20 protein-coding genes, 1 tRNA gene and 1 riboswitch are annotated in these 18,883 nt (G+C 33.3%); of the genes, 10 read left to right on the top strand and 11 right to left on the bottom strand.

Annotation, left to right across the window (positions count from 1 at the left end; translation table 11 throughout):
* The coding region (locus FGM02_RS18105) for a hypothetical protein (RefSeq protein WP_208021537.1) at positions 1-300 on the top strand (300 nt) is incomplete at its 5' end.
* 118 nt (positions 301-418) lie between these two features.
* Here FGM02_RS18105 and FGM02_RS15925 read toward each other — a convergent pair.
* The 8 genes from FGM02_RS15925 to FGM02_RS15890 all read right to left on the bottom strand — a co-directional run bounded on the left by FGM02_RS15925 (position 419) and on the right by FGM02_RS15890 (position 6,554).
* Positions 419-754 (bottom strand): DUF3024 domain-containing protein, encoded by a 336-nt coding sequence (locus FGM02_RS15925; protein ID WP_139959487.1) that lies wholly within the window; start codon positions 752-754, stop codon positions 419-421.
* A 117-nt stretch (positions 755-871) separates the two neighbouring features.
* Positions 872-944, bottom strand: a tRNA-Gly gene (locus tag FGM02_RS15920).
* 493 nt (positions 945-1,437) lie between these two features.
* Positions 1,438-2,370: a peptidylprolyl isomerase gene (locus tag FGM02_RS15915; RefSeq protein ID WP_139959486.1), complete on the bottom strand. Its 933-nt coding sequence runs from the start codon at positions 2,368-2,370 to the stop codon at positions 1,438-1,440.
* Positions 2,371-2,470: 100 nt separating this feature from the next.
* Positions 2,471-3,595: an ABC transporter substrate-binding protein gene (locus FGM02_RS15910; RefSeq protein WP_243739427.1), complete on the bottom strand. Its 1,125-nt coding sequence runs from the start codon at positions 3,593-3,595 to the stop codon at positions 2,471-2,473.
* Between the two features lie 6 nt (positions 3,596-3,601).
* Positions 3,602-4,156: an alpha-ribazole phosphatase gene (gene cobC, locus FGM02_RS15905; RefSeq protein WP_139959485.1), complete on the bottom strand. Its 555-nt coding sequence runs from the start codon at positions 4,154-4,156 to the stop codon at positions 3,602-3,604.
* A complete protein-coding gene (locus FGM02_RS15900; RefSeq protein ID WP_139959484.1) occupies positions 4,141-4,902 on the bottom strand; it encodes an adenosylcobinamide-GDP ribazoletransferase in 762 nt (253 codons plus the stop codon). Before FGM02_RS15900 ends, cobC begins: the two co-directional genes overlap by 16 nt.
* Positions 4,903-4,989: 87 nt before the next feature.
* Positions 4,990-6,024: a nicotinate-nucleotide--dimethylbenzimidazole phosphoribosyltransferase gene (gene cobT / locus FGM02_RS15895; RefSeq protein ID WP_139959483.1), complete on the bottom strand. Its 1,035-nt coding sequence runs from the start codon at positions 6,022-6,024 to the stop codon at positions 4,990-4,992.
* A 26-nt stretch (positions 6,025-6,050) separates the two neighbouring features.
* Entirely contained in the window at positions 6,051-6,554 is a 504-nt protein-coding gene (locus tag FGM02_RS15890) for a bifunctional adenosylcobinamide kinase/adenosylcobinamide-phosphate guanylyltransferase (protein ID WP_139959482.1), read from the bottom strand.
* A gap of 218 nt (positions 6,555-6,772) precedes the next feature.
* Between FGM02_RS15890 and FGM02_RS15885 the strand changes: the two genes are divergently transcribed.
* The 6 genes from FGM02_RS15885 to FGM02_RS15860 all read left to right on the top strand — a co-directional run bounded on the left by FGM02_RS15885 (position 6,773) and on the right by FGM02_RS15860 (position 12,470).
* Positions 6,773-7,747, top strand: coding sequence for an ABC transporter substrate-binding protein (locus tag FGM02_RS15885; RefSeq protein ID WP_243739426.1), 975 nt, complete (start codon positions 6,773-6,775; stop codon positions 7,745-7,747).
* Between the two features lie 51 nt (positions 7,748-7,798).
* Positions 7,799-8,389 (top strand): TetR/AcrR family transcriptional regulator, encoded by a 591-nt coding sequence (locus FGM02_RS15880; protein ID WP_139959481.1) that lies wholly within the window; start codon positions 7,799-7,801, stop codon positions 8,387-8,389.
* Positions 8,390-8,457: 68 nt separating this feature from the next.
* Positions 8,458-8,922: a hypothetical protein gene (locus tag FGM02_RS15875; protein ID WP_139959480.1), complete on the top strand. Its 465-nt coding sequence runs from the start codon at positions 8,458-8,460 to the stop codon at positions 8,920-8,922.
* A complete protein-coding gene (locus tag FGM02_RS15870) occupies positions 8,919-9,221 on the top strand; it encodes a DUF3817 domain-containing protein (RefSeq protein ID WP_139959479.1) in 303 nt (100 codons plus the stop codon). Before FGM02_RS15875 ends, FGM02_RS15870 begins: the two co-directional genes overlap by 4 nt.
* A 72-nt stretch (positions 9,222-9,293) precedes the next feature.
* Positions 9,294-9,498: riboswitch (cobalamin riboswitch) on the top strand.
* Positions 9,499-9,524: 26 nt separating this feature from the next.
* The gene (locus FGM02_RS15865; RefSeq protein ID WP_139959478.1) at positions 9,525-11,390 is read left to right on the top strand and encodes a TonB-dependent receptor plug domain-containing protein; all 1,866 of its coding nucleotides are present in this window, start codon (positions 9,525-9,527) and stop codon (positions 11,388-11,390) included.
* Positions 11,391-11,393: 3 nt separating this feature from the next.
* Positions 11,394-12,470, top strand: coding sequence for a YncE family protein (locus tag FGM02_RS15860; protein ID WP_139959477.1), 1,077 nt, complete (start codon positions 11,394-11,396; stop codon positions 12,468-12,470).
* A 123-nt stretch (positions 12,471-12,593) separates the two neighbouring features.
* On the opposite strand, the gene FGM02_RS15855 is transcribed toward FGM02_RS15860, so the two are convergent.
* Entirely contained in the window at positions 12,594-13,115 is a 522-nt protein-coding gene (locus tag FGM02_RS15855) for a DUF7935 family protein (protein WP_139959476.1), read from the bottom strand.
* A 173-nt stretch (positions 13,116-13,288) separates the two neighbouring features.
* On the opposite strand from FGM02_RS15855, the gene FGM02_RS15850 reads away from it, so the two are divergent.
* Complete coding sequence (locus FGM02_RS15850) at positions 13,289-15,640, top strand: ATP-dependent helicase (protein ID WP_139959475.1); 2,352 nt, start codon at positions 13,289-13,291, stop codon at positions 15,638-15,640.
* Positions 15,641-15,698: 58 nt separating this feature from the next.
* On the opposite strand, the gene FGM02_RS15845 is transcribed toward FGM02_RS15850, so the two are convergent.
* Positions 15,699-16,550, bottom strand: coding sequence for a DUF2911 domain-containing protein (locus FGM02_RS15845; RefSeq protein ID WP_139959474.1), 852 nt, complete (start codon positions 16,548-16,550; stop codon positions 15,699-15,701).
* Positions 16,551-16,666: 116 nt separating this feature from the next.
* Here FGM02_RS15845 and FGM02_RS15840 point away from each other — a divergent pair, with 116 nt between their 5' ends.
* Complete coding sequence (locus tag FGM02_RS15840; protein WP_139959473.1) at positions 16,667-17,344, top strand: metal-dependent hydrolase; 678 nt, start codon at positions 16,667-16,669, stop codon at positions 17,342-17,344.
* A gap of 71 nt (positions 17,345-17,415) precedes the next feature.
* Positions 17,416-18,453: an o-succinylbenzoate synthase gene (locus FGM02_RS15835; protein ID WP_139959472.1), complete on the top strand. Its 1,038-nt coding sequence runs from the start codon at positions 17,416-17,418 to the stop codon at positions 18,451-18,453.
* An 11-nt stretch (positions 18,454-18,464) separates the two neighbouring features.
* Here the strand turns inward: FGM02_RS15835 and FGM02_RS15830 are convergent, their stop codons facing one another.
* The gene (locus FGM02_RS15830) at positions 18,465-18,866 is read right to left on the bottom strand and encodes a Fur family transcriptional regulator (RefSeq protein WP_166461206.1); all 402 of its coding nucleotides are present in this window, start codon (positions 18,864-18,866) and stop codon (positions 18,465-18,467) included.
* Positions 18,867-18,883: the final 17 nt, after the last annotated feature.

Genomic DNA, 18,883 nt, shown 5'->3' with positions numbered 1-18,883 from the left:
CAGAAATTGCACCTGATCCAAGAAAACGGAAAAGTGACTTGGACGATCAATGTTCAAAAACCAGGATACTACTATTTAGACTTAAATTACAAAGGAAAAGGAAGATTGGTTTGGAAAGCTGTAACAGATGAAGGCGTAAAAGTGCAAAATCAGCAAGCTGCTACCGAAAAATATATTTTCTATAATATGGGGATAATTGAGTTTAAAACTGCCGGAAATCACACTGTAGCTGTTTCTTTAGTAGAAGGAGATGCCGTAAGTTCTAGTTTAAGAGCAATGAAATTAAAACCCATCAATTAATTCCTCTTCTTAAATTACAATTCTAGCTAGAATTGATGTATTGTTGTTATCAACCCTACATTAATTCTAGCTTTTTTTATGAGCATAAAGAACCTTTTGATTATTTATACAAAATAATTTAGCCCCAAAAACAACCTGTTTTATCTTTTTTGAGCACTTCAATAAATTCTAAAATACTTTTTACTTCAGCATTCGGTTTGTATTGTATCCACTTTTGATTTCCTGTCAACCAATAAATTCTCCAAATCTTTTTACTCTTTACATATTTTGTTCTAGCTATAGGAAAGTTTTCTTTAATCTTTTCATCTTGCCAATTTGGACGAATTTCAAAGATTTCTATAATATCATTTTTATACCAATACGAAACATCTACTTGGTCTCTAAAATCTTCAGGAGGACGAATAGCTTCTACATATTCTTTTATTTGTATTTCGGCAAATTTAATAACTTTCATAAAAATCTATTTAAACAACAAAAGTAGTTGGAATTCGCAACATATTCAATTTTTGAAAACTTACAATTACCTAAAATAAGGAATAAAAAAAACCTCTTAATAAATTAAGAGGTTTTGAGCGAAAGACCAGGTTCGAACTGGCGACATTCAGCTTGGAAGGCTGACGCTCTACCAACTGAGCTACTTTCGCGTGGTATTGCCCTGCAAAGATACGCTCTTTCTACGTTTTTACAAGAAAAAACTTATTTTATTTACTACTTTTTTACATTTTTTTTTTAATTATTTAAGAACTAGTTAATTATAATAAAACTTTTTTTTCTATGGTCATTTTTTTTCACCCTCATCTTCACCTAACTAAATTATAGAGGTATATAAATAGCCTTCACCAAATATATTTGTTGCTTTTATGCCGATATCTTTATGACTCAATACTCTAATGGAAGGTCCTCTATAACTATCTCCATCAGGAATTTTTTCTTCACTAATTAAATATCTTACTTCACACGGAACCCGTTTGGTGTTTTTAGATTTTATCGATATTTATATCGTAAATCATCCTCCAATATGAACATTTTAAATCAGATATATGGTTTCTATTCCACCCTTTTAAATGCATTAATGCTCATTTTTAAGCATAAAAAAATCCGCTCAAAAGCGGATTTTTATTTTATTCAAATTGTTACTTATTTTACAGCAACCAATTCAACATCAAAAATTAAGGTTGCATTTGGAGGAATAACTCCACCAGCTCCTGCAGCACCATATCCTAAACTAGAAGGTATTACCAAACGGGCTTTGGCTCCAACAGTTAATAATTGAATTCCTTCATCCCATCCTTTAATTACTTGTCCAACTCCAATTGTAAAGTCAATAGGTTGTTTTCTTTTATAAGAAGAATCAAATACAGTACCGTCCAATAATTGACCTTTGTAATGTACTGAAACACCTGCTCCTTTTGTAGCCTTAGTTCCATTTCCTTCTTGAATAATTTTATAACGCAAACCACTTTCAGTTTCATCATAACCTGCAGCAACCTCGTCTAATTGTGCTTTTTGTGCTGCTTTTTCAGCGGCAATTCTTTCTTCTCTTGCTCCTTCAAAATTTCTAAAAGCTTCAATAGCATTAAAGGCCTCAGCCTCTGCTCCTACTCTTACAATTTCTAAACTATCAATTAAATCACCTTGTGCAACTGCATCAACAATATCTTGTCCTTCAACAACAAATCCGAATACGGTATGTTTGTTATCCAACCAAGGAGTTTCTACATGCGTAATAAAAAATTGACTTCCGTTTGATGCGGGTCCTGAATTTGCCATAGACAACACACCTGGCTTGTCATGTTTTAATTCTGGGTGAAATTCATCTTCAAAGCTGTACCCCGGACTACCTGTTCCAGTTCCTTGAGGACAACCTCCTTGAATCATAAAATCTGCAATAACTCTGTGGAATTTTAACCCATCATAATAAGGTTTTCCTTGAGGTTTTGCATCATTTTCCATATTTCCTTCAGCCAAAGCAACAAAGTTACCCACTGTTCCTGGAGTTTTATCAAACGTTAATTCAACCAAAATTGCTCCTTTGCTAGTATTAAACTTAGCGTATAATCCGTTATTCATTTTTATAAATTTTAGAGCTGCAAAGATAAATATATTCTAACGATGCGCAAGGTCTTGATTTTAAATGAATGAAATTATAAGCTTCTATTTAGAAAAAGCTTTATTCCAACTTGCTAAAAAAATAAGGTTTGTAATTTGGTAACAATTCGGGATGGGCAATTTTTATGATATCTTTTAAAATAATATGTGGCTGAATAGGCCCTAATTCAAAATAAAAAAGTCCGCCTTTAGCTCCTTTCAATTTTCCAAAAGTATAAATTTGATCGTTGATAAATGGATCAAATTTTTGATAGTGCGCATTGGCATTTACCAATTCTTCTTTGCTAGTTGTTAAGCTACAACCAATCCAATAATTCGCCTTTTGTCCTTTTTCAAATACGTTTTCAAAATTCAAAGACAAACTGCCCGTTCCTTTAGAATCTTTCCATAAATAATTTGTTTGAGCATCTTCAAAATACTTCGCAATAAAACTTTCTCCTGCAGGCAAATACCAAACATCTTGAAAGATAGAACCCGACAATACCGTTGGTTTATTTTTTGCACGTATCGCTAATTCTTTAGCCGCATTGTATTCCTTTTTTATATGATTGAAAATACTATCTGCCTCTTTTTCTTTTTGATATAAAGCACCAAATAAGCGAATCCATTCTGCTCTTCCCAGAGGTGTTTCTTCTAACCAATCACCATTCAATAAAACAGGAACGCCTAATTTTTGAATCATTTGAAAAGATTTATTTGGCTTATCCACAGCAAAACTCATCACTATTTCTGGATTTACATCTAACAATACTTCTGTATTTAAATACTCTGCTTTTCCCAATTCTCTAACGTCACCGGTCTCGACTAGCTTTCTTGTTTTTGTTGAAGAAATAAAATCTGTATTTGGAAAACCGACCAAACTTTGCTCTTCCTCTAGCAATTCTAGCAACGGAATATGAGACGAAGAAGTCACCACTATTTTTTTTACTGGTGTTCTTATGATTTGTACTGCATCTTTATGTTTTGGGATTTTATTTTCTTTTGGAACTAATAAATATTCATATTTCCTATCTGCATTTTTATATGGATTGTGGATGATTACTTTTTTATAAGTATCATAATTTATGATTGTAAATCCTTTGGCATACGCTAAACTATTTTTTTGATCAATTTTTATTTCCTTCTTGTTCTGACAAGAAATGAGTGCCAAAACACTTACAAACAGAATACATATTTTTTTCATCATCTTTTTTTATAGGCAATCAACAATTGTCGTCTTTTTGCTGATGGTTATTTTACTTATTTGACCGTAACTTAATTTTATGTCGAATGATTTCTCTAAAGGTATGTCCTTTAAATTTGCCAAAATACTTCGTATAACTCCGCTATGAGCGACCACTATATTTTGTTCATTTTCGCTTTTTAGAATTTCTGTAAAAAAGGCCATTACTCGTACTGATAATGCTACATAAGACTCACCGTTGGGAACAGTAACATTGACAAAATCTTCCATCCAAGGCGTGAATTCTTCTTTCGGAATGGCCTCCCATTCTTTTAATTCCCAATCGCCAAAATTAAATTCTATCAAACGCTGATCAACAAACACTTCCTTGTCAAACAAATTTGCTAACAACTTGCAGCGCTGCAAAGGACTGCTAAATACGTTTCTATTTTCTGAATATGGAATTTTGTCTAAAATGACTTTTGCTTCTTCTTTAAAAGTCGCCGCAAGTGGAAGATCTGATTGCCCATAGCAAATTCCTGCTGCTATATCTGGCGTTGTATGTCTGACTAAATATATTTCCATAATACGACTAAACTTAAATAAAAAACAACTTCCGATAATTGTTGCAAGGCTCCTGCACAATCTCCTGTTTGTCCACCAATCCATTTTTTATAAAAACCAGCCATCCATATTTTAGTAATTGCTAGCGGAATTAATACCAAAAAGAACTTATAATCCTGAAAAAACACCAAAGGTAACAACCCGAAAAACGCACTCATTACCAAAGCATTCAAAGACATTTTATTGGCTGCAGGTTTTGATTTACTATCGTCTGTTTCTCTAACATATGGATGTGTAAAAATTAAAACCGAAGCCACAAATCGACTTACGCTATGGCCACTAACAATTACCAAAGCCGTTAATTCTAAAGGCATTTCATTCAAGGCTAAAAATTTAGTAGCCAATAAAAAAAAGAGCCCAACCACACCATAAGTACCTAGTCGAGAGTCTTTCATAATCAACAAAATTTTCTCTTTTGTCCAACCACCGCCAAATCCGTCGCAAGCATCTGCAAAGCCATCTTCATGAAATGCACCCGTTGTCCATACCGAAGCAACCATACTTAACAACAAGGCTATTTCATTGGAAAACAACAAGCCACTTATTAAGTATACAAAAGCAGAAATACTACCGACTATAATTCCGACTAAAGAAAAATAACTGGTGCTTTTATTTAAATATTCAGGTGCATGGTTTACCCATTTTGGACAAGGAATCCGAGTAAAGAACATTAAGGCTGTAAAGAAGATATGGATTTGTTTTTTCATTTTTTCATAATTTATACACTTCAACAAGCTCAGTGTGGTATATTTATTTAGTTGGTACTCTGAACCTGTCGAAGGGTCAACATTACATCATTTATTCGTCACCCCCGCACTTTCAAACGAAGCCATTTCATTAAAAAAAGCAACAGCAGCTTTTATCGTTGGAATTACCAAAGCAGCTCCTGTTCCTTCTCCTAAACGCAAGCCCAAATTCACAATGGGTTTTACCTTTAAATAGTCTAACATTTTTTGATGCCCTTTTTCTCCAGAATTGTGTGCAAACAAGCAATAATCTAATACATTTTTATTTTTAGCAAAAGCCGCTAACAAAGCAACAGTCACAATAAATCCGTCTATAACAATGCACATTTTTAATGTAGCTGCTTGCAACATAGCACCTGTCATCATGGCTATTTCAAAACCTCCATAATTGGCCAAAATATGTAGGGGATCCGATGCTCCTTTATGTAATTCTTGCGCCTTTTTTAAGATTTCAATTTTATTCAAAACACCTTCCTCGGTATGTCCCGTTCCTTTTCCCGTACACACCTCCAAAGGTTCCTTTGTAAAAGCGCTCATCAGCAAAGAAGCAGAAGCGGTATTTCCAATCCCCATTTCACCAAAGCCAATGGTATTACAGCCTTCCGAATAAATTTTAGTGACAATCTCTGCTCCCTTTTCAATGGCTTTAGAACATTCTTCAAGGGTCATAGCCCCCGAAATTGTATAATCTTCTGTTCCTTTTTTAATTTTGGCATCAATTAATTTTGAATCTTTTTCAAACTCAAAATTTACTCCAGCATCTACTACTTTTAATTGAATTTTATTCAGTTTTGTAAACACGTTAATTGCCGCCCCACCTTGTAAAAAATTAAAAACCATTTGAGCTGTTACTTCTTGAGGAAAAGGACTTACCGGCTGATTTTTCACCACACCATGATCTCCAGCAAAAACGACAATTGCTGGTTTAGAAATTATTGGCGTGAGACTGTTTTGAATCGACCCAATTTTTAAGGCAATCTCTTCCAAAACACCTAAAGACCCCGTGGGTTTTGTTTTGAAATCTATTTTATGTTGTATTTCTTTTTTCAGTTTTAAACTGAGGGCTTGAATATTAAATTCCATGGGGCAACTTTTATTTTTTAATTAACTTATTTCAAAACCATAGGCAAACCAGACACCATAAAAATAGCTTTGTCGGCAATTTTTGCAATGGCCTGATTGGTCCAACCTTGCAATTCTGTAAATTTTCTTCCAGACTCGTGTTCTGAATGAATGCCCATTCCTATTTCATTGGAAATAATGATAATGGTAGCCTCAATTTTTCTTAGTTCTTCTATTTCTGCTTTTGCTAATCGTAATGATTCTTGTACATCGTATTTGGTATCCACGTAAAAATTTGTCAACCACAATGTCACACAATCAATAACTACCACAGCACCGTTTGGCACGACTTTACTAATATTTTTTTCCTCTTCAATTGTTGTCCATCGTTCATCTCTATCAGAAACATGACGATCTACTCGTTTTTGAAAATCTTGATCCCAAATTCTAGAGGTCGCTAAATAAAAAGGTTTGTCAGACAAGTCTTCCGCTAATTTTTGTGCGTACGAACTTTTCCCTGATCGCTCTCCCCCGGTTATATAATATATCATCGTTAAATTTTGAGTTTTTTTTTAAAATCTGTCACTTTAATTAGCAAACCAATAAAAATGAAACAAACATCTTTCATCAGTTCTTAATTGCCAAATCGAGCGGAGTCGAGATCTATTTTTAGGAACTTATTCGTAAAACAACCTTTCGACGCTCCTCAAGGAGACACTCGTTTAACTTCTGCAAAGATTGAGCGAAAATTATGATAATAGCAAAAAAAATGAGGATTATATTTTTTATAAAACTACTTTTGACCCCAAACAATACAATTATTTCGATGCAAGTATCTTCCTTTTTACCCGCAATTACACAAATGATTTACGATATGGGCTTACAAGATTCCTTAGACGGAATTACCTTTGAATGTCCACAAATAGCTTTAAATGAAAAAACGAGAGTTGTTCGTTGTGTGCTAGAAGGAAAAAATTATACCAGTGATGAAATCAACACTTTGTTTTCAAATAGCAAAGCCACCGGTGAAAGTTTGTATTTTGTAGACGAAGCGGAATTGTCCAAAATTGCGCCTGATGTTATTTTTACGCAAGACGTTTGCGAAGTTTGTCAGATAGACACCAAATGTACCGCTGCAGCCGTTGCCAATTTAGAAAAGCAACCTGAATTAATTCCCATCAACCCCGCCTCTTTGCAAGATGTTTTTGATTCTTTGTTAACTATTGCGACAGCTATGGGCAAACCTGAGCTAGGACAAAAACACAAAGATGAATTACTTGCCAGAGTAGATGCTGTGATTGATATCCAAAGAAAAAACAGACTGCAACAAAAATCAGTGATGTTGTTAGAATGGATTGATCCCTTATTTAATTGCGGACATTGGATACCTCATCAAATTGGCTATGCTGGTGGAATCGATTTATTGTCTCATCCTTCTGGTGATAGCATCGTTGTAGATTGGGAAAAAATTGTAAGGTATGATCCTGAAGTTTTAGTCATTGCTCCTTGCGGCTATACTACCGAAACAACTTTAAAAGACATGCCTTTTTTAACCAACCGACCTGAATGGAAAAATTTACGAGCGGTTAAAAATAAGGCGGTATATATTGCCGACTTTGATTTATTTACACAACCCTCTGCCAGTACGCTGGTAAATGGAATTGAAATTTTAGCTAAAATAATTCATCCTGAATTTTATGAAGTTTCTAAAAACTTGCAACATAAATTCTTCAAATTTATCTAACATTCATTCCATTGAATGTAGTCTTAACCAAGCTACTAATTCTTATTTATTATGAAAAAAGCATTAAGCACCCGCCAAAACATACTTGAAAAAGCATTTGATATTATTTATACTAAAAGCTATCAAACTACAAGTATAGACGAAATTATTGCAACTACTAAAGTCACCAAGGGCGCTTTTTACTACCATTTTAAAACCAAAGACGAAATGGGAATTGCAATTATCAACGAAATTGTAAAACCCACCATGGAAGAGGCATATATAGCTCCATTAAGAAATGTAGCCAATCCCATAGAACAAATTTATGCAATGATCACTTCGCTTTTATTAGAAACTCCTTATTTGAAACCAGCATATGGATGTCCTGCCGGAAATTTGATCCAAGAAATGAGCCCATGGCATACTGAATTTTCCAAAGCTCTGAATGAATTGGTCCTTGAATGGAAAACTGCCATAGAAAACTGCCTTCAAAAAGAAATAGAAAATGGAACTATTGCTAAAACCACAAATCCGAAACAAGTAGCGCAATTTGTTATTTCTAGCTATTGGGGGACAAGAAACCTAGCAAAAATAGCTACTAGCACTAACTGTTACCGCGATTATTTAAATGAATTAAAACGCTATTTAAATAATTTAAAATAACCCACACATAAAACATACTAATTAGTATGTTCTGATTATATTTGTGCTTTTATTTAAATAAAGTTGCAATGTATCAAGTACTTTTATTTTTTCATTCCATTTTCAGATGGTTTGTTTTACTAAGTTTAGTGTATTCCATTTATCGTGCATTTCGGGGTTATTATTCAAGTTTGCCTTTTGTAAAAGCAGATAATTTAACGAGACATTGGACGGCCACAATTGCACATATTCAATTAATTTTAGGAATTTTAGTTTATTCTAAAAGTCCAATTATCTTGTATTTTTTTGCAAACAAAAAAGCAGCCCTTCAACATACTGAAACGTGTTTTTTTGCAATAGTACATTTGGTTTGTATGCTAACAGCAATTATTATAATAACCATAGGTTCTGCCTTAACCAAAAGAAAACCTACAGATAAAGAAAAATTCAAAACGCAATTTTATTGGTATTGTATTGCTTTACTTATCATATTTATAGCCATTCCTTGGCCTTTTTCTCCTTTAGCAAACCGACCATATATCCGATTATTATGATACAATTATTGAAAACAAAAATTGGCCGACTTCGTCTACTTGGCTTTCTTGAAGGTATTTCGCTGTTACTACTTATAGCTGTAGCTGTACCTATGAAATATTATTTCCACAATCCAAGTCTCACAAAAAACTTAGGTCCAATTCACGGCGCACTTTTTTTACTTTTTATGATGAATACCCTTAGTGTTGGTGTAGAGCAAAACTGGAAATTTAAGACAACCACTTGGAAAATTATTTTGGCTTGTTTTATTCCTTTCGGCACATTTTATATTGACAAAAAAATTCTTAGGAAACTATAAAACGATCAACACGATTGTTTTAATCAGCTTAAAAAAATCAAAATAATAAATTGTCATTCCTAAAATACTAGCTACTTTTGCAGCGAATTTGGTTTTCATTTTAAAATATCGAAATGAAATTAAAAGGGAATATCGTTTAACTCGATAGCTGTCCCCGCAACTGTAAGCTTTGTCAATTTATTTGACGCTTGTTGTAAACTTAAACCACTGTGATTTTTTCACGGGAAGGTAACAACAAGACGCAAGCCAGGAGACCTGCCTTATTCAGAACATTAAACAAGCTTTCGGGGTGAAAGGTTTTAGATGATGAAAAATATACTGGTAATTGTGTTTTGCTGTTTAGCAGGGTTGGGGGTACAAGCTCAAAAAGATTCTATTGTACATACATTAGAAGAGGTTATTCTTGTTGTTGATAAAAACAACAAAGAGAATTCTGTTGGCCTCAAAAAAATAAGCCTAAAGGATTCTGTTATCGAAAATAATCGAGAATCTTTTACATCCTTAATCAGATTTACTGCTCCTATTTATTTAAGAGAATATGGTTCTGGAGGGACAAGCTCTGCAAGGTTTAGAGGAACAAGTTCTTCTAATACCGCCGTTATTTGGAATGGAATTAATATAAATTCTATCAACAACGGACAAACAGGTTTCAACTCACTTTCTGTAAATTTGATAGATGCCATTGACATTAGAAGCGGTGGAGGAAGTATAAAATATGGCTCTGGAGCAATTGGAGGAACCATTCATTTAAATACAAATCTTACTTTTAAGAAGCATTTTAAAAATCAAATTATAAGCAGTGTCGGAAGTTATGATACCTATCAAAGTTTATTTAAAACTTCCTATGGAAATTCAAAATTTGCATTAAAAGCAGGCCTTTCATACAACCAGTCTGACAATAATTATCCTTTATTAGGTACCAATTTCAAAAACACCAATGCGGCTTATGATAATTTAAATTGGAATATTAGCAGTGCCTTCAAGATTTCTGATTTTTCAAACCTTAAATTCTACATTTCTAAATACAAAGCAAATCGCTTATTTTCCGGAGAACTTCCAAACCCTACTACTGCTAGAGAAAAATATAGAGATTTTAACCAAAGAAATTTATTGGTTTTTGAAAATAATTCCAATCAGTTTAGTCATATTATCAAAGCAGCTTATTTAACACAAGAATATAATTATTTTTCTGATAAAAATATAGCCACATATGATTTTGGTAAATCGGCTACTTGGCTTTTCAATTATGACTTTTCTTACAATTTTAATAAGAACACTAAAATTGACAGTTATACCGAATATACCTCTATTAATGGTTGGACAAATAAAATAAATACTCGAAACAGAACTCAGTTTTCTCAGGCAATTATTTTTTCTCAAAAGCTTGAAAAATTATTTTCATACAATTTAAAAATTCGACAAGACTTTAACTCCGATTACGAAGTTCCTTTTGTAATGGCAATAGGTGCCGAAATACCTTTGAACAATAAATTAACCGTTCGTTTAAATGCATCTAAAAACTATAGAGTACCAAGTTATAACGACCTGTACTGGCCCGGTCAAGGTAATCCAGACTTATTTCCTGAAACATCAAAACAAGGTGAAATTGGATTGAATTATACAACAAGTACGACAAAAATAGACTTCTCTTACTTTTATATTCGCTCTAAAGACAAAATTGTTTGGAGTCCTAACGGAGACCCTGATAGACCAGGTGTATGGATGCCAAATAATATTGCAGAAACTCAAAATTCTGGAATAGAATTACGCATTACCAAACATTATACTCTTGGTTATCACACATTCAATTTTAATGGAAACTACTCTTATACACTAGCCAAAGACAAAATTACAAATCAGATATTAATTTTTGTTCCGAAACATATAGCCAACTTTAATTTAGGCTATTCACACAAAAAGTGGAGTGCATTCTACCAATTTTTATTCAACGGACAGTTATATACATCGGAAGATAATATTAGCAGCAACGCTATGCCAAGCTATGATATTTCAAATATTGGTGTTGATTACCAACTTTTAAAAACAAAAAAACAAAACTTGAGTTTTGGAGTCAAAATAAATAATATCTACAATGAAATTTATCAAATTTCACCTCGTAGACCAATGCCTAATAGAAATTTTAACATACATATCAATTATAAATTTTAAATCATGAAAATCAACAAATTAATACTACAATCCTTAGTTCTTGCCGTTCTATTTATATCGTGTAACGATAATGAAGTCTTATTTAACGGAGAAGGAGCCAGTTATAAAAACGGAATTCTAATTAGTGGAGAAGGCTCTAGTGCAGGAACAGGATCTGTATCTTTTATCTCAAATGATTTTTCAGTTCAAGCAAACCAAATTTTTAAAACCATTAACAATGAAGAGCTTGGAACCTACTTACAATCTATCGCTTTCGATGACGAAAATGCATACATCTCTGTTGACAATGCTGCTACAATAACTGTTGTTGACAGATATACTTTCGAAGAAAAAGGAAAAATCATAACTGGCTTAGATCACCCTAGATATATGACCGTTGTAGATGGAATTGGATATTCTACAAACTGGGGAAGCACAGGAAGTGAAACCGATGATTATATAGCTGTAATTGACTTAAGTACTTTTGAAGTAACAAGCACTATTCCTGTAGGAAATGGACCTGAACGTATTATTGAAAAAGACGGTAATCTTTATGTTTCACACCAAGGCGCATTTACGACAAATAATATTGTAAGTGTTATAAATATTGATACAGAATCAATAGTAGAAATAACTGTTAACGACAATCCTGATGAAATTTTCTTTGATAATGCAGGCGACTTAATTGTGCTTTCTGCAGGAAACGTTGTTGCTGATTATTCAAATTGGCCAGAAGTAACGATCCTTTCTCAGACTCCTGGAAGTATTGCTAGAATTAATACTGCATCCAACACAATAACTTCTGAATTAACTTTTGCAGAAGGAGATCATCCAAAATTATTAGTTGAAAATGATAATAATTTCTATTATTCAGTAGGTAATAAAATATACAAAATTGCAGCAAATAGTGCTGAATTATCAGACACTCCTATACTAGAAGTTGAGAGTATTTACAGCATGGCTATCAAAAACAACAAGCTTTTTTCTGTAAATGCTAGTTACTCTAAATTAAGTAAACTTTCTGTATTTGATCTTTCTACAAAAGAAGAAACAAATACTTTTAATGTGGCATTGGCTGCTTCAAAAATTTATTTCAACTAATTCAAATAGAAATAAGTAAAATTGCTATGAAAAGAAAATGCCTCATATAATATGAGGCATTTTTTATATAATTCATTTTATTTACAAACCTATCAGGTTTTTAAAACCTGTTAGGTTTACTATTTAAGATAATAATTCTAAGACTTCCTTCTTAATTATTGAAATAGCAATTGCAGAAGGCGGATTGGCATTCAATATTTTTTTTAACACAGCTTCGCGATACATTTGTGAGTTTTCAACAGTAGCATCTGCTACAACATCCGTTAATATTTGAATCGTCGTATTTTTAGCGGTGGTAATTAAATTCCAACTTTCTTCACTAATATAAATTTGCTGACTTAAATTATGTTCGTATTCCTGAACAATGGTAGCCGCTAGTAAATTAAAATAAGCTTGTTTCTCATCTCCCATAGGTTTTATTCTGACCAATAAATTACTGGGATTTATCCTTTCTAAAAACAACACCAAACGTTCATAAGCTTGAATTCTTAAAGGCAACGTCTCTTTTTTTGTTGCTTTTATCAATTCAAAATTTCGTCTATTTTGTTCATTTTTAAAATGCATTTGAAATAAATAATAAGCAACTGCACCAACAACCAAGGCCGGCAAAACATAAGAGATCATTGTCAAAAAAGTAGCTGTCATAAGAAAGTGAAATTCATAAATTTAATACGCTAAAGTAAACAAAGTTTTTAATTCTAAAACTGTCGATAACTTTTATTGCATGCCATTATATGAACCCTTATTTTTGAACTGGCTAATGCTTTTTTAGTATGCTAAAAAAGGAAGCCTTTTTCATGATTTAATACAAGACTATTTTGGCACATTATTTAGACGGATTAAACCCTTCTCAAAAGGAAGCAGTACTTCAATTAAAAGGACCTATGATTATTATTGCAGGTGCGGGTTCAGGTAAAACTAGGGTTTTAACCTATAGAATAGCCCATTTAATGAAAAGTGGTGTTGATGCTTTTAACATCCTAAACTTAACTTTTACCAACAAAGCCGCTCGTGAAATGAAAGAGCGTATTGCTTCGGTTGTTGGAGAAAGTGAGGCTAAAAATTTATGGATGGGAACTTTTCACTCCGTATTTGCTAGAATTTTACGTTCTGAATCTGACAAACTAGGATATCCTTCCAACTTTACCATTTATGATTCTCAGGATTCTGTAAAGGTAATTAGTGGTATTATCAAAGATTTACAATTAGACAAAGAACGCTATAAAGCCAAACAGGTGTTGAGTAGAATTTCTCAATTCAAAAACAGCTTGATTACCGTAAAAGCTTATTTTGCCAATACCGACTTAAAAGAAGCAGATACTATGGCGAGTCGCCCAAAAATGGGAGAAATTTACAAGGCCTATGTAGAAAGTTGTTTTAAATCTGGTGCCATGGATTTTGATGATTTATTGCTGCGAACCAACGAATTATTATCTCGTTTTCCAGATGTATTGGCCAAATATCAAGATCGTTTTCGATATGTCATGGTGGATGAGTACCAAGATACCAACCACTCGCAATATTTAATTGTAAGAGCCTTGGCAGATCGTTTTCAAAATATTTGTGTGGTAGGAGATGATTCGCAAAGTATTTATGCTTTCCGTGGTGCAAATATTAACAACATCTTAAATTTCCAAAAGCATTACGAAAATGTAAAAACCTTCAAACTAGAGCAAAACTACAGATCTTCAAAAAATATTGTAGAAGCGGCCAATAGTTTGATTGAAAAAAATAAAACCAAATTAGACAAAGAAATTTTCACTGAAAATGCAGATGGCCCTAAAGTAAAGGTTATGCGTACCATTTCTGATGGAGAAGAAGGACGTTGGGTGGCCAATTCTATTTTTGAAAACAAAATGAATCATCAATTAACGAATGATAAATTTTGTATTCTTTATAGAACCAATGCACAATCTCGTGCTATGGAAGATGCTTTGCGTAAAAAGAGAATTGCTTATAAAATTTACGGTGGTACTTCGTTTTACCAAAGAAAAGAAATTAAAGATGTTCTGTCGTATTTAAGAGTCTTGGTAAATCCGAATGATGAAATAGCCTTAAAAAGAATTATCAATTACCCCGCACGTGGTGTCGGTGCTACCACTATTGATAAATTAGATATTGCTGCCGATCATTATAAAAAACCCTTGTTTGAGATTGTTAAAAATATTGATCGAATAGATCTTAAAATTAATGCGGGGACAAAAACGAAATTAAAGAATTTCGCCAATATGATTGAAGCATTTACTATTGGAGCACAAAAAGTAAATGCCTTTGAAATTGCAGATCAGGTGGTCAAACAAATTCAAATTGTTAAAGATTTAGAAGCAGATGGTACTCCGGAAGGAGTTAGTAAGGTAGAAAATGTTCAAGAACTTTTAAACGGTATAAAATATTTTGTAGACGATTCTAAAGAAAAAGAACAAGAAGATTCTTTGGCAGTATTTTTAGAAGATGTTGCCCTAAAATCTGATTTGGACAGTGATAAGGAAGATGATGAACCAATGGTTTCCTTAATGACCATTCACTTGGCCAAAGGATTGGAATACCCATATGTATATATAGTGGGAATGGAAGAATCCCTATTTCCTTCTGCCATGAGTATGAATACCAGAAGTGAACTTGAGGAAGAACGTAGATTGTTTTATGTCGCCTTAACGCGTGCCGAGGAACAAGCCTATTTAAGTTTTGCAAATACACGTTACCGCTGGGGAAAATTGACAGACGCAGAACCTAGTCGTTTTTTAGAAGAAATAGACCCAAAATATTTAGAGTATCTAACACCAAAACGTTTGGCGCCTAGAACCAATAATTTTGTAGACAATAATTTATTTGAAGACGACATTCCTAAAGATCGAATTCGATTTAGAAAACCGATTCCAAGAACTTCAGCCAATGTACGAACAAGTAAACCAGGGGCTCCTGTAAAAAAATCAATCCTTTCACCACCAAGCAACTTTAAAAAAGTAAAACCTAGCAATGCTGCCGGCAGCGGAAATTTATTTGACGGTAAAATAACCGTCGGTAATTTGGTAGAACACGGTCGTTTTGGAAAAGGAGAGGTCTTAAAAATGGAAGGTGTTGGTGGAGATGCCAAAGCTGAAATTCGTTTTGAAAAGGAAGGCTTAAAAAAACTAATCTTGAAGTTCTCTAAACTCAAGGTCATTGGATAAAATAAAAAATCCCTCTAAAAAAAAATTAGAGGGATTTTTACTTGTAAAGGAAATTTACTTATTCCCCCATTTCTTTTAAAAAGTCTTTGTTCATTTTAACATAGTCTACGTTTCCTGCTTCCTTTGCCAACTCTAAAGATTTTTTAGCCGCTTTGATCGCTGATTTTTTCGAGCCACTTTTTGCGTGAATTAAAGCTTGTCTTCTCAAAATCCAAAAAGGTACTTTGTCTCCATATTCCTCAACAGCCAAATCAATCCAAGTTTTTGCTTGTTTGATATCTTTTCCTACTTCTAAATAATAAGCAGCTGCTGCATAATAATCATTTTTTCCTGGTCCATTCAAGGTATCTTCAATACTTTTAGATACAATTCTATCGGTAGGTACCGTAAACGGAACGCTTACAACCACCTTGTCCCAAATAATTTCTAAAGCCGCACCATTTACATGAATGCTATTGATATCAATGGTAAAGGTATCTACAGAAAAAGGCAAGTCCATAGGTTTTGCATTCACTCTAACAGCAACCTGCGCTTCACTCCATTTTTCTGGTGCTGGTGTTCCCCAGTTAGAAGCATCTGCGTATAAAATTATTTCCCATGAATCTTTGTTCGGAATTGTAAACAAAGCATAAGTTCCTGCTTTGATGTTTTTGTCTCCAAAATTCACATCCGTACTAAAAGTAATACTGGTATTTTTATTAGCTCCTGTTCTCCATAATTTACCAAAGGGAACCAAATCTCCAAAAATCGCTCTTCCTCTGACTCCTGGTCTTGAGTATTCTAGCGTAACATCTGTCAAGCCCACCTTTTGTTCTACTTTAGAAAAAGGACTTGGCTGTGGTGTAACTACTTGGGCACTCATTCCTACGGATAACACAAATGCACAAAGAAATAGTAACTGTTTTTTCATAATAAAAATTTAAAATTTAATGAGGCATGAAAATACTTAATAAAGTCTCTCTTCCTGTTAACAAAAACTTAAATTAAGAATGTATATTTACTTTCCAAACCTAACTTTATTATTCAATGAAAATTACATTTTTAGGCCATGCTTGCTTTTCTATACAAATTGGCGATACAACACTTTTGATTGACCCTTTTATTACGGGTAATCCTTTGGCTGAACAAATTGACATTCAGCAGTTAAAAGCAGATTATATCTTAATTACACACGCCCACAAAGATCATATTTTAGATGTGGAAGCGATTGCAAAAAACACAGGGGCTATTTTAATATCCAATGCTGAAATTATTAAATATTTCGGAAAACTTGGCTTAGAAGGACACCCTATGAATATTGGCGGAAGTTGGGAGTTTGACTTTGGAAAAGTAAGTTATACCAACGCCGTACACTCTAGCTCTTTTCCTGATGGGACTTACGGAGGAAATCCTGGTGGATTTATAGTAGAAGGCGAACATAAAAATATTTATATCGCTGGGGATACTGCCTTAACCTACGATATGAAATTAATTCCTTTAAAAGCGAAATTGGATGTCGCCATATTACCTATTGGAGATAATTTTACCATGAATGTAGACGATGCCATTATTGCCTCTGACTTTATTGAATGTGATAAAATTATTGGTTGTCATTTTGATACGTTTGGCTATATAGAAATTGACCAAAAACAAGCCATCAAAAAATTCTACGATAAAAATAAAGATTTAATGCTATTGGCCATTGGTGAAACGGTAGCTTTATAAATGAATTGCAATACCTTCAATAGATTCAGGAAATTTTTAGATTTCTAATTACCCGATACCAAACAAAACACATGCTAAAAGCCAGCTATAAAAAACACCTTCTTGAGTTCAAACAAGCTAGCGGAACTTCCAGAGGAATATTAAAGACCAAAGAAACCTTTTTTATTCAGCTTTTTAAGAATGAAAAAAAAGGAATTGGTGAATGTGGTTTGTTTCGTGGTTTAAGCGCTGACGACCGACCAGATTATGAAGAAAAACTAGCATGGACCTGCCGAAATATTGAATTGGGCTTGGCTGCTTTATTGGTTGAATTAAAAGAATTTCCTTCTATTCAATTTGGCTTAGAACAGGCATTTTTATCTTTGGAACGCTCGAATCCCTTTGAATTATTTCCTAGCGACTTTGTTCATAAAAATCAACCTATTTCAATTAACGGTCTTATTTGGATGGGAGATGCCAAATTTATGCAAACGCAAATAGAAGAAAAACTCAAACAAGGATTTCATACTATTAAATTAAAAATTGGCGCCATAAACTTTGATAAAGAATGTGAACTTTTACAAAGCATTAGAAAACGATATAACTCCAATGAAATAGAACTTAGAGTAGATGCCAATGGTGCTTTTGCTCCTAAAGAAGCTTTGGAAAAATTAAAAAAACTTTCTGACTACGATTTGCATTCTATTGAACAGCCCATTAAACAAGGGCAAGCAGATGAAATGGCGCAACTTTGTGCCAATACGCCGTTGGCTATAGCTTTGGATGAAGAATTAATAGGAGTATTTGAAAAAAACGAAAAAGAAAAATTAATTGAACACATTCAACCGCAGTATATTATTTTAAAGCCGAGCTTGGTTGGAGGAATAAAGGGTAGCAACGAATGGATCGAAATTGCAAAGAAAAATAACATTGATTGGTGGATTACCTCTGCTCTAGAATCTAACATCGGGTTAAATGCAATTGCTCAATGGACTGCTCATTTAAAAACAACAATGCCTCAAGGTTTAGGAACCGGTGGTTTGTTTACCAATAATTTTAATTCTCCTTTATATGTTGACAAAGGGGCTTTGTGGTATGGAAATTCTAATGAATGGGATTTTAAATTATAATAAGCCACTATTTAAGACTGACAAGCAGCGCATACACCTGTAGCTTGAATTTCTAATTCCTCTATTTTATAGTTTGGTAAACTAATTACAGGAAACTTAGCAATTTCAACACAAGTTACCGAATTGCATTGCTTGCATTTAAAGTGTATGTGCTGATGCTGATGTGCTTCATTGCTACAGATTTCTTTGCAAAGTGCAAATTTCGTTTCCTCACCTCCCATTAAAATTTCGTGAATCAATCCATTCTTTACAAATGCCTTCATGGTTCTATAAAGCGTAATTCTGTTATAGTCTTTCAATTCCTTTTCAATTACCCCCATAGAAATGGCATAAGGATACTTATTAAATATGTCTAAAACCCTTTTACGGAAAGGAGTTTCGTTTAATTTCTTAAGGCGTAATAAATTTTTCATATTTTTTACTTTGCAAC

This window comes from Flavicella sediminum (assembly GCF_006381105.1).
Taxonomy (GTDB): Bacteria; Bacteroidota; Bacteroidia; order Flavobacteriales; family Flavobacteriaceae; genus Flavicella; species Flavicella sediminum.
The sequence above is the reverse complement of the archived record's forward strand: the minus strand, read 5'-3'. Positions and strand labels throughout refer to the sequence as shown.

Bases quoted from the DNA above. Each gene is read 5' to 3' on its own strand.
- cobC (WP_139959485.1), bottom strand. From the start codon at position 4,156: ATGGAAATATATTTAGTCAGACATACAACGCCAGATATAGCAGCAGGA.
- FGM02_RS15900 (WP_139959484.1), bottom strand. From the start codon at position 4,902: ATGAAAAAACAAATCCATATCTTCTTTACAGCCTTAATGTTCTTTACT.
- FGM02_RS15870 (WP_139959479.1), top strand. From the start codon at position 8,919: ATGATACAATTATTGAAAACAAAAATTGGCCGACTTCGTCTACTTGGC.
- FGM02_RS15915 (WP_139959486.1), bottom strand. From the start codon at position 2,370: ATGAATAACGGATTATACGCTAAGTTTAATACTAGCAAAGGAGCAATT.
- cobT (WP_139959483.1), bottom strand. From the start codon at position 6,024: ATGGAATTTAATATTCAAGCCCTCAGTTTAAAACTGAAAAAAGAAATA.
- FGM02_RS15910 (WP_243739427.1), bottom strand. From the start codon at position 3,595: ATGATGAAAAAAATATGTATTCTGTTTGTAAGTGTTTTGGCACTCATT.
- FGM02_RS15925 (WP_139959487.1), bottom strand. From the start codon at position 754: ATGAAAGTTATTAAATTTGCCGAAATACAAATAAAAGAATATGTAGAA.
- FGM02_RS15880 (WP_139959481.1), top strand. From the start codon at position 7,799: ATGAAAAAAGCATTAAGCACCCGCCAAAACATACTTGAAAAAGCATTT.
- FGM02_RS15840 (WP_139959473.1), top strand. From the start codon at position 16,667: ATGAAAATTACATTTTTAGGCCATGCTTGCTTTTCTATACAAATTGGC.
- FGM02_RS15865 (WP_139959478.1), top strand. From the start codon at position 9,525: ATGATGAAAAATATACTGGTAATTGTGTTTTGCTGTTTAGCAGGGTTG.
- FGM02_RS15855 (WP_139959476.1), bottom strand. From the start codon at position 13,115: ATGACAGCTACTTTTTTGACAATGATCTCTTATGTTTTGCCGGCCTTG.
- FGM02_RS15890 (WP_139959482.1), bottom strand. From the start codon at position 6,554: ATGATATATTATATAACCGGGGGAGAGCGATCAGGGAAAAGTTCGTAC.
- FGM02_RS15885 (WP_243739426.1), top strand. From the start codon at position 6,773: ATGAGGATTATATTTTTTATAAAACTACTTTTGACCCCAAACAATACA.
- FGM02_RS15860 (WP_139959477.1), top strand. From the start codon at position 11,394: ATGAAAATCAACAAATTAATACTACAATCCTTAGTTCTTGCCGTTCTA.
- FGM02_RS15845 (WP_139959474.1), bottom strand. From the start codon at position 16,550: ATGAAAAAACAGTTACTATTTCTTTGTGCATTTGTGTTATCCGTAGGA.
- FGM02_RS15830 (WP_166461206.1), bottom strand. From the start codon at position 18,866: ATGAAAAATTTATTACGCCTTAAGAAATTAAACGAAACTCCTTTCCGT.
- FGM02_RS15835 (WP_139959472.1), top strand. From the start codon at position 17,416: ATGCTAAAAGCCAGCTATAAAAAACACCTTCTTGAGTTCAAACAAGCT.
- FGM02_RS15875 (WP_139959480.1), top strand. From the start codon at position 8,458: ATGTATCAAGTACTTTTATTTTTTCATTCCATTTTCAGATGGTTTGTT.